The following is a 13,722-nucleotide window of genomic DNA, read 5'->3' as shown; positions in this document are numbered from 1 at the left end:
AAGGCATAATAAAATTAATAAAGTTAGTATCGATATGAAATTTAATATCTTACTCTTGTTTTTTATCATATCAGTTTTTTATTAATTATAGTTAATGAAATTAAATCGAGATGTATTTTTGTTGAAAAATAAATGCTATTTCCACTTTCAAAATAATAAAGGAACATTTGTAAAAAAAAATTCTTCTAAAATAAAGATTTCTGTATTTATTTAATCAGTAAAATTATTGGATATTTTAAGGCGCTTTGCGCGTTTTGGGCGGATCCTATTGGAACTAAAATATGTTTCATAGCTTAAAATTTATTGCTATAAAGTTACTGATTTTTTCAAAGATTAATTTCATATCTAATTTTTAAGATATGTACCTTTGTCTTAAAATTATTTTTTTGAAAACCAGCCTTAGCTTTAAAAATATAAATAAATTAGCAATTCCTGCTTTAATTGCTGGTATTGCTGAGCCAATTTTATCTATAACAGATACAGCAATTATTGGTAATATTCCTGAAAATGCTACAGAAAGTTTAGCTGCTGTTGGTATTGTTGGCGCATTTATTTCTATGTTAATTTGGGTTTTTGGTCAAATTAGAAGTGCAATTTCATCGATAATTTCTCAGTATTTAGGTGCCAACAAGTTGGATGAAATTAAAACTTTACCAGCACAAGCAATTGCCATTATTGTCTTAGGAAGTTTATTTGTTTTATTTATTTCTTATCCATTTTCGAAGCAAATTTTTGAGTTTTATAATGCTTCTGATGATATTTTAGAATATTGTATTAGCTATTTTAAAATTAGAATTTTCGGTTTTCCTTTTGCACTTTTTGTATTTGCTGTTTTTGGCATTTTTAGAGGTTTGCAAAACACATTTTATCCTATGGTTATTGCCATTACTGGCGCTTTATTAAATATTTTATTAGACATTATTTTTGTCTACGGAATTGAAGGTTATATACCAGCAATGAATATTGAAGGTGCTGCTTATGCAAGTATAATTGCGCAAATAACAATGGCAATTATTGCAGCAGTTTTATTGATGAAAAAAACAGATATTTCCTTAAAATTATCATTTGAGTTTCATCCTGAAATATCAAGGTTATTAGGTATGATTGGTAATTTATTTATAAGAACCATCGCCTTAAATGTAGCTTTGTATTTTGCAACTTCTTATGCTACAGCTTATGGTAAAGAATATATAGCTGCTTATACAATTAGTTTAAACATATGGCTTTTGGGTGCTTTTATGGTTGATGGTTATTCTAGCGCGGGTAATATTTTATCAGGTAAATTGTTAGGGGCAAAAGATTATAAAACATTAATAGAACTTAGTAAAAAATTATTTATTTATGGTGTTTTTACAGGAGCAATAATTGGTGTCATCGGTTTTATTTTTTATGAATCAATTGGTAAAATTTTTACAAAAGAAGCACTTGTTTTAAAAGAGTTTTATACTATTTTTTGGATAGTTTTAATAACGCAACCCTTAAACGCAATTACTTTTATTTTTGACGGAATGTTTAAAGGAATGGGAGAAATGAAGTATTTAAGAAACCTGTTAATTCTTTCTACACTGTTTGTTTTTTTACCAACACTCTTCTTTTTTGATTGGTTAGATTATAAATTAGTGGCTATTTGGATTGCTTTTACTTTTTGGATTTTAGCAAGAGGGCTTCCATTAATTTTTAAGTTTAGAAAAATGTTTTTGCCTTTGGTTAAGTAGTAATTAATTTTAAAAATGGAACTCGATAATTGAATTTGTTTTTCATATTTTATATTTACTTATCTTGGTGTTTTTAATATTTTAATTAATTTGAAAATAAAATATTTTTTTAATTATAAATTTTCGGAATGTTTTTTGCTAATTGTAAATCAGATTTTAATGCAAAATTAATTTATGATTAATGTAATAATAATGCATTGGAAAACATACTTTTAATTAAAAATAAACCAATTAAAATAAAATAATTGTTCAATTTTAAAAACATATCTTTAAAAATACGCATCTTTTTATCAATGATTTTATTGGTATTATTAGCGTCAATATTAATTTTGGGAGTTACAGTTTATCAATATGATGAACAAACAAAAGACTACAATATTCAACGTTTTGAACGTAAAGAAGCAACTACAATTCAAACTATCGAGTTAGAATTAACCAATAAAACTACTTATCCTGTTAAAACAGAAAATTTAGCAAAAATTTTTAAAGAACGCATTAATGAAATTTCTTCCATTAATAAATTAAATATCGCAATTTATGATTTGAATGGGGTATTATTAAAATCTTCTACAGAAAATGCGTTTGAAAAATTAAACAAAAAGCCAATTCCAGAAAAAGTAATTAAGGAATTGTCTCAAAATTCTAATCACAGAATTTTAAAAACAAGTGAAGAGGATGGAGTTGGGTTTCAATCATCTTATTCATATATAAACGACCCAAAATTTAAAAGAATTGGTATTTTAGAATTACAATTTACACAAGACAATTCTGAAATAGAAAAAGAGTTAAGAGAGTTTATAGCCAGACTTAGTTTGGTGTACATTTTAATGTTTTTAATAGCAATTGCCTTGGCTTATTTTTTATCAAGTTATATTACTAGATCTATAAAAACTATTTCTGATAAAATGACGCAAACACGTTTAAATGAACGTAATGAAAAAATTATTTTAAATGCCGCAAGCTCAGAAATTGAAGTTTTGGTAAGCGCTTACAATAATATGATTGATCAATTGGAAGAAAGTGCTGTAAAATTAGCAAAAAGTGAGCGTGAACAAGCTTGGCGAGAAATGGCAAAACAAGTTGCCCATGAAATTAAAAACCCTTTAACGCCAATGCGTTTAACAGTGCAAAGTTTTGAGCGTAAATTTAATCCTGAAGACGAAAATATTAAAGATAAATTAGCTGATTATAGTAAAACTTTAATTCAGCAAATAGATGTTATGAGTTCTATTGCATCTGCATTTTCTGATTTTGCAAAAATGCCAACTCAAAAAAGAGAAAAAATAGAAATAATTAGTGTTGTAAAATTGGCTTTGGATATTTTTAATGAAGATCCAATAAAATACGTACCCGAAGAAGAAGAATTGTATGCCAATTTAGACAAAACACAATTAATTAGAATTGTGACTAACTTGGTTAAAAATGCTATACAAGCATCAGAAAAGAAAGAAAATCCTATTATTGAAGTAAAAGTTATATCACAATTAAACAATGTAAAAATTATAGTTTCGGATAACGGAAAAGGAATATCGGAAGAAGTAAAAGATTTAATTTTTGAACCTAAATTTACCACAAAATCTAGTGGAATGGGGTTAGGTTTACCAATGATAAAAAATATAATTGAAGCTTATGATGGTAACATTTCATTTACATCTACAGAAGGAATTGGAACCGTTTTTACAGTAATTTTACCTAAAACTTAAAAAATATTATAATATGAAGTTTAACAATATATTAGTTTCAAAAAACAACAATTTAGCAACAGTAACTATTAATAGGCCTAAAAAATTAAATGCTTTAAACAAAGCCACAATTGAGGAATTAAATGAAGCTTTTGAAACCTTACAAGATGCGAATGATGTAAAAGTAATTTTGTTAACAGGAAGCGGTGATAAAGCTTTTGTTGCAGGAGCAGACATATCTGAATTTGCACATTTTTCTGTAGATGAAGGTGGTTTTTTAGCAAGAAAAGGACAAGAAATGTTGTTTAATTTTATTGAAAATTTATCAACTCCAGTTATTGCAGCTGTAAATGGTTTTGCATTAGGTGGCGGATTAGAGTTGGCTATGGCTTGTCATTTTAGAATTGCATCAAATAATGCAAAAATGGGTTTGCCAGAAGTTTCTTTAGGTGTAATTCCTGGTTATGGAGGTACGCAAAGATTACCTCAATTGGTTGGCAAAGGAAAAGCTATGGAATTAATTATGACTGCTGGAATGATTCCTGCTGACGAAGCCAAGGCTTGTGGTTTGGTAAATTATGTTGTTACTCCAGAAGAACTATTACCTTTGGCCGAAAAGTTAGCAGCTAAAATTATGCGTAATTCACCTGTTGCAATTTCATCAGCAATTAGAGCTGTTAACGCTAATTTTGAAGATGGTGTGAACGGGTTTGATGTTGAAATTGAGGCATTTGGAAAATGCTTTGGAACTCAAGATTTTAATGAAGGAACAACTGCATTCTTAGAAAAAAGAAAACCTATTTTTCCTGGTTTATAAAAAATAAAATTTGATTTTAGTGTAATAAAAAACGAGCCTTTTACAGCTCGTTTTTCAACCAAAAAAATATTTAATTTAACCAATTAATATTTAAATTTTAAAGTTGTTATAAAACTTTCTATTGTTAGTAGATATAATTACTTTGTAATTACCTTTTAATTTTTTGTCTAACTTGTAAGTTCTATTGGTAATATTTTTGCTATTTACAGTTTCAGTGTAAATAGAATTATCATTATAAAATAATTCTACTTTAATAGGCTCTTTGTCAAAAGAAACTCTAGAGATCATTAAAACATTTTTATTGTTTCTAACAATAGGTTTAAAAATTGTTTTTTCTAATTCTTTATTAAAGATTACATTTTTGTTAACTACGGTAAAAGGTTTAACTACAATTTCAAAATCTTTTTGTAATTCAATTTCGTATGTACCATTATTTAAAGAAGATAAATCAAATACTTTTGTTAAATAACCTTTTTTAGTAACTGTTTCTTTATGTAAAACAAAACCAAATTTATCTTTTATTGTTAATGTTTGTCCTTTATTAACGTTGTTAAATACTACTCTTACTTTTTTAGCATTAACGTTTGTAAATTCAGTTTCATTGTTTGCGTAGTTTATTAATGTTCCCAACATAAAAATTACTACTAATACTTTTCTTTTTATTGCTTTCATAATGTATAAATTTATTAGATTTATGCTGCAAAGGTAAGATGGTAATACAGTTTAAAAGACAACAGAATTGGCATATTTATATGCTAAATTACCCGCGTTAATAATATGAATTTCTACTAAGGTTAAAATAGTTCACATTTGTGTTAATTTTGCATATATTACTATTAATAAATTATACCTGTAATTTACTAATAGTAAACTTTAAAATATTATTTAAAGAAAATAGTAAATGGTTTTTATACTTAAAAATGAAGTATTTAGATACTTTATTACAGATGATTTTAAAGAATGTATAATTGCTTTTTTTAGTAAAAAAAATCTAATTATTAGTTTTTAGGTTATTTTTCTTAAAGTTTAGAGCATAAAAAAACGAGCTTATAAAAAGCTCGTTTTATTCTAACATAAAATTAGAATTGTCAAACAAACAAGTTTTATATTTTAAAATTGTTAAAGTAACTTCTTCCATTATTAGTTATAACTACTTTGTAATCACCTTTTAGTTTTTTGTCTAATTTGTATGTTCTATTAGCAATTTTATTGCTATGTATAGTTTCTGTGTAAATAGAGTTATCATTATAAAATAATTCTACTTTTATAGGTTCATTATCAAAAGTAATTTTAGAAATCATTAATACATTTTCTTTATTTCTAATTACTGGTTTAAAAATTACATTTTCTAGTTCTTTATTAAAAATTACTTTGTTTTTTGTTACTTGAAAAGGCTTTATAACTATTTCAAAATCTTTATTTAATTCAATTTCATAACTACCATCAATTAAAGAAGATAAATCAAATATTTTAGTTAATTTTCCTGTTTTAGTAACTTCTTCTTTATGAAGAATATATCCGTTCTTATCTTTTACTGATAAAAAATGTCCTTTATTAACGTTATTAAATACTACTCTTACTTTTTTAGCATTAACGTTCGTAAATTCAGTTTCATTGTTTGCGTAGTTTATTAATGTTCCCAACATAAAAACTACTACTAGTACTTTTCTTTTTATTGCTTTCATAATTTATAAATTTATTAGATTTATGCTGCAAAGGTAAGATGGTAATACAGTTTAAAAGACAACAGAATTGGCATATTTATATGCTAAATTATCAATTTATAGGGTGTTAAATTAAGGTTAAGTTAAAATAGCATATATTAGTGGTAATTCTATACAGATTACTATCTTAATCTGTTGTATTTTTGCAAAATAGTTATGATAACAAAAAAACCTACATTAGAAAAAATAACGCCTAGTTTTGGAAGCTCTTTATTGGTAAAACAGCATGTTGAGTTTTTAAAAACAATTACCCCTTTTTGGCATTTTCACCCAGAAATAGAATTGGTGTATGTAAATAAAGGTAAAGGAAAAAGACATATTGGTAACCATATTAGTTACTTTAACAATAGTCAATTAGTTTTAATTGGATCTAATTTGCCGCATGTTGGTTATTTAGATCGATTGACAACCAATGGTAAGGAAACATTAATACAGTTTAAGCCAGAATTTTTAGGAGAACAGTTTTTTACAATTCCTGAAATGACAGAAATTAGTCAATTATTTGAGCGTGCAAAACAAGGTGTTCGTTTTAATATTGAAATTAAACAAAGTATTGGACCAAAAATTGAAGACTTAGTAAACCTTGAAGGAGCAAACAGAATTATTTCTTTTTTAGAGATTTTAAGAGATTTAGCTACAACAAAAGATTATACTTTATTAAATGCAAATGGTTTTGCTTTTGAAACCATACCACAAGACAGCGATAAAATTGAAGTTATTTACAAACATATAAATGAAAATTTTAACGAACATATTAGTTTAGATGAAATTTCTGAACTAGTAAGTATGACAGTACCAGCGTTTTGTAGGTATTTTAAAAAATCGACAGGAAAAACATTTACAAAATTAGTTAATGAATACAGAGTTGTACACGCAACAAAATTATTAGCAGAAAGCACAATGAGTATTGCTGATGTTAGTTTTGAGTGTGGTTTTAATAATTTTTCTCACTTTAATAAATTATTTAAAGAATTTACTGGAAAGAGTGCATCAAAGTATAGAAATGAAATGAAAAATTTAATTCAATAATTATGGGTGTAGTACAAGAATGTAAAATTGAAAAAGCGTTAGAATATTACAATTTTAAAAGTAATCAAATTAAAGATTTTATAAATAGTAGTAAAGATTTAACTGTAGATGAAATTATTGAATACGGACAGTCGTTATCTGTTTTAGAATCTAAAATAACAGCTTTAGAAGTAGCCTTAGAAAATTAATTTTATTTTATTCCCTTCCACTCATCATAAAATTGTTTTAAGAAATTTTCCATATATAGATGTCTTTCTTGGGCAATTTTTTTACCTGTTTCAGTATTCATTTTGTCTTTTAAAAGGAGTAATTTTTCATAAAAATGATTAATTGTTGGTGCTTCAGAATTTTTATATTGTTCTTTTGTCATTTTTAAATTTGGTAGTATTTCAGGATTGTATAAAGCTCTGTTTTTAAATCCGCCATAATTAAAACAACGTGCAATACCAATAGCGCCAATTGCATCTAATCTATCTGCATCTTGAACAACTTGTAGTTCTTTAGAAGTAAATTTTTCACCCTTTTTATCAAATGAATTTTTAAAAGAAATATGTTTAATAATATTAATTACATGTTTACTGGTTTTTACATCTACGTTATGGCTTTTTAAAAATTTCATTGCAATTTTTGGACCAATAGTTTCATCACCATTATAAAATTTAGGATCTGCAATATCATGTAATAATGCCGCTAAAGAAACCACAAAAGCATCTACTTTTTCTTCTTTAGCAATTAAAATAGTGTTTTTAAAAACACGCTCTATATGAAACCAATCATGACCACCTTCTGCATTTTTGAGTTCTTTTTTTACAAATTGAATGGTTTTTTCTATGATTATTTCTTTACTCATTTTACTTTTTTGTTGCTAATTTTTCTTTTATTTTCTTTTTTTCATACAGCATTACAAATATCATTGGTGTAAAAAATAATGGTAAAAATGTTTGAAAAGAAACCCCTTTTTCAAGGGTAGAAAAAACTGAAAAAACACACATTAAAATCACAATTATTATTTGACTGATTAAAAGGATGTTTTGTTTTTTTAATTTTTTAGTAAGCTCTTTTTTTGTGTAAGTAGAGTGCATTTTTTTAAAATTACTTTATTTAGATTGAGTATATGGGAAAAATAAAAACCATACAAATTTGCATGGTTTTTATATTATTTTAATCTTAAAATATTATTTATTAGCATTTTAACAGTGCTCATCATAAGCTGCAGCAAGATTTTGTGCAATCATTTGAGCAGATCTACCTTCAATATGATGACGCTCTAACATATGTACCAAATTACCATCTTTAAATAAGGCAATTGCTGGTGATGATGGAGGAAAAGGAATCATGTATTCTCTTGCTTTTTGAGTAGATTCTTTTTCAACTCCTGCAAAAACAGTAGTTAAATTTGTAGGAAACTTATCTGCACCTAAAGAAGCAATTGCTCCTGGTCTTGCAGTACCTGCAGCACAACCACAAACAGAGTTTACCATTACTAAAGTTGTTCCTTCTTTTGCTAATGCTTTATCAACATCTTCACTTGTATATAATGCTTCAAAACCAGCGTTAATTAATTCGTCACGCATTGGTTTTACTAATTCTTCTGGATACATAATCTTATTTAATTTAAGATACAAAGATAAAAATAAAAATTATGCAATTCAACTGTAAAACAAATTCTTATTTTGATAGATATATCAATAAAATTGATATTATAAAATTTTTAATCAAACCAATGGTTTCAGTATATTTGAGCAAATATTTTTTAAGTTTATGGGAAATTTCACAAAATGGTTGGGAGCAGGTTTAGGATTTACATTTGGAGGTCCAATTGGAGCAGCAATTGGTTTTGCAATTGGTAGTTTTGTAGACGGTTTTTCTGTTGATGAATTTAATCAAGAACAAATTGATTACAAAAGAGAAAGACAAGATGCCAGTAAAGGTCGTCATGCAAATACACAATCTGGCGATTTTGAAATGAGTTTGCTTGTTTTGGCATCAATAGTAATAAAATCTGATGGTAAAGTTGATAAAAGAGAACTTGATTTTGTGAGAAATCAGTTTTTATCAATGTATGGTAAACAAAGGGCAAATAATGCATTTAAATTATTTAAAGGTGTTATTAAAAAAGAAGTTTCTGCCCGTCAAGTTTGTATACAAATTAGAGAACACATGTCTCATGCTTCGCGTTTACAGTTACTACACTTTTTATTTGGTATTGCTAAAGCAGATGAATTTGTTTCAGAGAGTGAAGTTGAACAAATTAGAAAAATATCTGGTTACTTATACATCAATCAAAACGATTTTGAATCTATAAAAGCTATGTTTTATGATGCATCGGGAAATGCATATAAAATTTTAGAGATTACCAAAAATGCAACAGATGATCAAGTAAAAAGAGCTTACAGAAAAATGGCTAAAAAATACCATCCAGATAAAGTTCAAGATTTGGGTACCGAACACATAAAGGGTGCGAAAGAAAAATTTCAAAGTATACAAGCTGCCTACGAAAAAATAAAAAACGAAAGAGGTTTATAGAATTTACTAATTAAATTTTAAATTCCTTATTATATAGTTAAATAACTATATTTTTTTTTTAATAAAAAATGGTATTTTTGTTATTATATATCTGTTTAATATGCTAAGTATTAATAAAACTTTATCCTCTCTTTCATTTTTTATTATTGTATTGTTTACTATTCAAACAAATGCTCAGTTAAGTAACGAGCATTATTTGCCACCTTTAAAACAAGTATCTAATAATCAAGCAATAAAAGAACAAGCAATATATTTTTCTACACCCGAAACTACCGCTTTTCCAATAGAAATTTATAGAGGATCTGGTACAAGCCCAATTGTAACACTTACTGGTTTAGAAAAAGGAAATCCAGTAATTTTTGATTCTTCTACAGTAGTTACAGATCCAACTAATAGTTTAACAGACGGTGATAATAATATTACTCTGGTTACAAATGCAAATACGGGCATTGTATTATCCAATGCTGGTTTACGTATAGTATCTCCAGGAGGCGAAAAATTTTATGTTAATTACCGAGGTAGATCACCATATCAAGCTGGCTCTTTAACTTCTAAAGGAGACAAAGCAAAAGGGGTAAATTTTAGATGGGGAGGCATACCCAATGTAGCAATTGGTTCACTTATTTCTACAAGTTTAGGTATGATGGCAACAGAAGATGGAACCACGGTGCAAGTATATGGTTATGATACTGCTTGTGAGTTTCGATTAGGAGCCGATGCAGGAGGTATAACAGCAGACACACAAACCATTAATTTAGAGAAAGGAGAAACCTTTGTTTTAGAGGCGGTTAAAAATAATACAGCAGCCAGTATAGATGGTTGGTTGGGTACTACTATAACCTCTAATAAACCTATAGTAATTAGTAATGGGGGGTTAAATTTTGGTACAAGACCTAATTCTCAAAATAGAGATGTAGGTATAGATCAGCCTGTTGGGGTTGCAGCTTTGGGTAGAGAATATGTTTTTGTGAGAGGTAATGGAGTTAATGGAAGTTCTTCTGATATGGGTTCAGAATTTCCAGTTATAGTTGCCACAGCAGATGGTACAGAGGTTTTTGCGGGAGGTGTTTCTCAAGGAATTATCAATGATGGAGATTATATGGTTATTGATGGCAGCAATTATACGTCTAATGTAGCAGGGGCAAGTATGTTTGTTACCACCACTAAAGATGTTTATGCTTATCAGTGCTTGCAAGGTGAAATAAATAAAAGATTTACAGTGGGTATGAACTTTATTGCGCCTGTAAATTGTTTATTGCCAAGTGTTATGGATGAAATTTCTGCTGTTGATGAAATAGCAAATCTAACAGCTACATCTGCCGCTACTATTATTGCTTCCACTTCAACACCAAATGAAAATATTATTGTAAATCAGACAGTTAATGGCGTAACCACACAAGTTGCTTTACCTACACCGATTTTTCCTGATGGTACATCTGATTGGAAAACATTTTATGTACCCAACTTAATAGGTGAAATAGATATTAATTCTACAGGTAATATTGCGGTCGGTATTTTTATGAGAGATGGTGGCTCTGCAGGTTTAGCAGGTTATTTTTCTGGTTTTGATACCGTACCTGTTGTAGAAGTAGAAATTACTGGTGGAGGTTGTTTTCCTTCTGGAGATTTGCAAGAAGGTACAGGTGGTTTTGATGCCTATCAATGGTATTTAGATGGTAGTCCTATAGCAGGTGCTACCAATCAAGTACATACACCGGTGGCTTTAGGTACTTATTATGTTTTAGTAACCAAAGGAGCCTGTTCTTACTCATCAGGAACATTAGATTTGTATAATTGCGATCCAGATATTGTACTTACCAAAACGGCAGATACTAACACAGTTACGGATGAAGATACAGTAACTTTTACCGTACAAGTAGAAAGTTCTGGCATAGATCCTGTAACAAATTTAGTCATTAATGATGCTTTTCCGAGTGAGTTAAATTTAGTAAGCGCTACACCAAGTTATGGTACTTGGTCTAACCCAAATTGGGTTATTGGAAACATGTTTTCAGGTCAAGTTCATACAATGACTGTAGTTGCAAAAGTACCTCAAAAACCAACAGAAGGCGCGTTTATCAATACCATATCAAATACCCAAGATCAAGTAGATAGCAACTATTCTACAGACGATTTAGTGGAAAGTGTAACCATAACAGCAAAAAAAATAGATTTAAGTTTGTTAAAAACAGTAGACAAACCTATTGTTAAGGTAGGTGACACCGTTATTTTTACACTAACACTTAAAAACAAAGGCCCGCAATCTGCTACGGGTATTGAGGTAAAAGATTTATTACCAACAGGTTTAACCTATGATTCTAATAACTCAACAATACCAAATAATACCACTTATACAGAAAGTACGGGTATATGGGATTTAAGTGGTGTAACCTTAGCTAGTGGAGAAACAGTTGTAATACAAATAGCAGCTACTGTTAGTACAATAAACTTTAAATTAAACACAACAGAAATATATACAACAGAACAAATAGATTTAGATTCTAACCCGAATAGTTCTAATTGATCTTCTTTTTTCTAAAATAAGATATAACATATAAAAAAGGTTAATATTAAACAGCTTTCACAAAGTATTAATTGTTTGTGGTAAGAAAAAAGTGTCTTTGTTTAACATTGTAAGTTGTTGTTTAACTTTAATAGTATAACTAATTTTTATCAAATTTTTGTGTAACTGACTATAAATTTGTACTTTAGATTTTTTATAGGTAGTTTCGTATTTGTTTTTAAGTATAAAAACATAATAAATATAATTTTTTTTTTTACCTTCCTCCATTAAAATCTTATTAAGATTTATTATTTTCTAATCATATTTTAAATTTTTACATTAATAAATGGTAGTATTTTTACATAAATATAAAAATTTTATAGAATTAGCACCTAAGAGTATAGTAAAAAACCTAATGCTGTTATGTATTGTTTTTTCTTTATTTTCTCAAGAAACATTATCCCAAGAGTTTAATGAAATAAATCCTGAATTTTCTGATGAAGCCTATGAGACTTTAGAAGAAGAGTTTTATAGAAATACTTTTTATGTTTCAAAAGAGGTGAATGTTAATGAAGTGGAAAATATTGTTTCGAGTAATAATGTTTTAAAACTAAAAAATAATACTACAGTAACTACCCTTAATGAGTTTGCATGTGCAGGTGTAGTAGGAGGTCAAGGTTATGGAGATGATTTTGATGGAGATGGGGTTTGTAATGAAGACGATATAGATGACGATAATGATGGTGTTTTAGATACGGATGAAGGTTGTGTGGTAGCACCGGAGGCTAGAAATGTGATGTGGTCTAGTGCTGGAAAAAATGCGGCAGGAGAATCTGTAGAACAAACGATAACTGGGTTGGTCGTTGGGCAAACATATGATGTGGAAATTGCTTATAAAACCGCTCAATATAATGCAACGGGCTCTACCTACAAAGGAGATGTAGTCTTTCAACTTGAATTAGGTTCTCAGGTTATAAGCACTCCAGCAATAAGTTGGGCTAATAGTACAATGCCTGAGTATCAAATTTGGTATTCTTTTACGGCAACTTTTACTGCAACTAGTACAAGCGAATTATTTGTTGTAGGGCTGGGCGCTACGCCCGGAGCTTCTGGGGGAATAGCCATGTTTTTAGACGGAACAACTTTGCCTATTCAAGATCAAAGTTTCGAAACCGTAACTCTTCATGTGGTAGGTACAGCAGCCAATATGGGTAATTTTTGGTCGCCTCATAATGCTACAGTTGAATTTGGTACCCTAGGTACTTCAAATTCTTTCAGAGATTTTGCTGTGCAACCTCTGTCGCCTTTTGTTTCGTCAGTTTGTGATGGAATAGACACAGATAATGATGGTATTCTTAACCATTTAGATTTAGATTCTGATGGTGACGGATGTACAGATGCATACGAAGCAGGAGTAAGCCCAACTACAAATTTAGGCAATGGAGATGTTGTAAATGGAGACGGAACCACCAATACTACAACAGCTACGGATAATGCCCAATTTACATTTACTGCAGCAGAAGATACAAATGGCGATGGATTGATAGATTCTGTAGATACAAATGGTGGATCGGGTACCTTAGACGGTGCTACGGAGTACACATCTACCTATACAACAAATGCATTAGATGCAAATATTGCAACTTGTTCGTTTACCGGAACAATAGAAATTTCAGAAGCTTTAAGTGTAGGAGAAACAGCTATTGTTTTTGTTACAGACGGAGAT

General features: G+C 28.8%; 11 protein-coding genes and 1 pseudogene. 8 read left to right on the top strand and 4 right to left on the bottom strand.

The genetic code is table 11. The features are described 5' to 3' along the window. Nucleotides 1–386: 386 nt before the first annotated feature. The 3 genes from Q0733_RS03750 (at nucleotide 387) to Q0733_RS03740 (ending at nucleotide 4,214) form a co-directional block, all read left to right on the top strand. Nucleotides 387–1,715 (top strand): MATE family efflux transporter, encoded by a 1,329-nt coding sequence (locus tag Q0733_RS03750; protein WP_298779149.1) that lies wholly within the window; start codon nucleotides 387–389, stop codon nucleotides 1,713–1,715. A 293-nt stretch (nucleotides 1,716–2,008) separates the two neighbouring features. Then, the gene (locus tag Q0733_RS03745; RefSeq protein ID WP_298779146.1) at nucleotides 2,009–3,418 is read left to right on the top strand and encodes an ATP-binding protein; all 1,410 of its coding nucleotides are present in this window, start codon (nucleotides 2,009–2,011) and stop codon (nucleotides 3,416–3,418) included. Between the two features lie 13 nt (nucleotides 3,419–3,431). Continuing rightward, nucleotides 3,432–4,214, top strand: a complete 783-nt coding sequence (locus Q0733_RS03740) for an enoyl-CoA hydratase-related protein (protein WP_298779144.1) — start codon at nucleotides 3,432–3,434, stop codon at nucleotides 4,212–4,214. A gap of 90 nt (nucleotides 4,215–4,304) precedes the next feature. Here the strand turns inward: Q0733_RS03740 and Q0733_RS03735 are convergent, their stop codons facing one another. After that, on the bottom strand, nucleotides 4,305–4,886 hold the full coding sequence (locus Q0733_RS03735) for a hypothetical protein (RefSeq protein WP_298779142.1): 582 nt from the start codon (nucleotides 4,884–4,886) through the stop codon (nucleotides 4,305–4,307). 431 nt (nucleotides 4,887–5,317) lie between these two features. Next, on the bottom strand, nucleotides 5,318–5,899 hold the full coding sequence (locus Q0733_RS03730; protein ID WP_298779138.1) for a hypothetical protein: 582 nt from the start codon (nucleotides 5,897–5,899) through the stop codon (nucleotides 5,318–5,320). 195 nt (nucleotides 5,900–6,094) lie between these two features. Here Q0733_RS03730 and Q0733_RS03725 point away from each other — a divergent pair, with 195 nt between their 5' ends. Both Q0733_RS03725 and Q0733_RS03720 read left to right on the top strand, forming a co-directional pair. Further along, nucleotides 6,095–6,967 carry an AraC family transcriptional regulator gene (locus Q0733_RS03725; RefSeq protein WP_298779135.1) on the top strand — a complete coding sequence of 291 codons (873 nt, stop codon included), beginning with the start codon at nucleotides 6,095–6,097 and terminating at the stop codon, nucleotides 6,965–6,967. A gap of 2 nt (nucleotides 6,968–6,969) precedes the next feature. Then, a complete protein-coding gene (locus Q0733_RS03720) occupies nucleotides 6,970–7,155 on the top strand; it encodes a hypothetical protein (RefSeq protein WP_298779133.1) in 186 nt (61 codons plus the stop codon). 2 nt (nucleotides 7,156–7,157) lie between these two features. On the opposite strand, the gene Q0733_RS03715 is transcribed toward Q0733_RS03720, so the two are convergent. After that, nucleotides 7,158–7,817 (bottom strand): HD domain-containing protein, encoded by a 660-nt coding sequence (locus Q0733_RS03715; protein ID WP_298779130.1) that lies wholly within the window; start codon nucleotides 7,815–7,817, stop codon nucleotides 7,158–7,160. A 340-nt stretch (nucleotides 7,818–8,157) separates the two neighbouring features. After that, the gene (locus tag Q0733_RS03710) at nucleotides 8,158–8,568 is read right to left on the bottom strand and encodes a BrxA/BrxB family bacilliredoxin (RefSeq protein WP_265726901.1); all 411 of its coding nucleotides are present in this window, start codon (nucleotides 8,566–8,568) and stop codon (nucleotides 8,158–8,160) included. Nucleotides 8,569–8,728: 160 nt separating this feature from the next. On the opposite strand from Q0733_RS03710, the gene Q0733_RS03705 reads away from it, so the two are divergent. The 3 genes and pseudogenes from Q0733_RS03705 to Q0733_RS03695 all read left to right on the top strand — a co-directional run. Next, entirely contained in the window at nucleotides 8,729–9,493 is a 765-nt protein-coding gene (locus tag Q0733_RS03705) for a TerB family tellurite resistance protein (RefSeq protein ID WP_298779116.1), read from the top strand. Nucleotides 9,494–9,593: 100 nt separating this feature from the next. Next, the gene (locus Q0733_RS03700; RefSeq protein ID WP_298779113.1) at nucleotides 9,594–12,017 is read left to right on the top strand and encodes a DUF11 domain-containing protein; all 2,424 of its coding nucleotides are present in this window, start codon (nucleotides 9,594–9,596) and stop codon (nucleotides 12,015–12,017) included. Between the two features lie 325 nt (nucleotides 12,018–12,342). Further along, a pseudogene (locus Q0733_RS03695) lies at nucleotides 12,343–13,722 on the top strand (hypothetical protein); the annotation flags it as partial.

Source organism: uncultured Polaribacter sp., from assembly GCF_947500975.1.
Classification (GTDB): Bacteria; Bacteroidota; Bacteroidia; order Flavobacteriales; family Flavobacteriaceae; genus Polaribacter.
The sequence above is the reverse complement of the archived record's forward strand: the minus strand, read 5'-3'. Positions and strand labels throughout refer to the sequence as shown.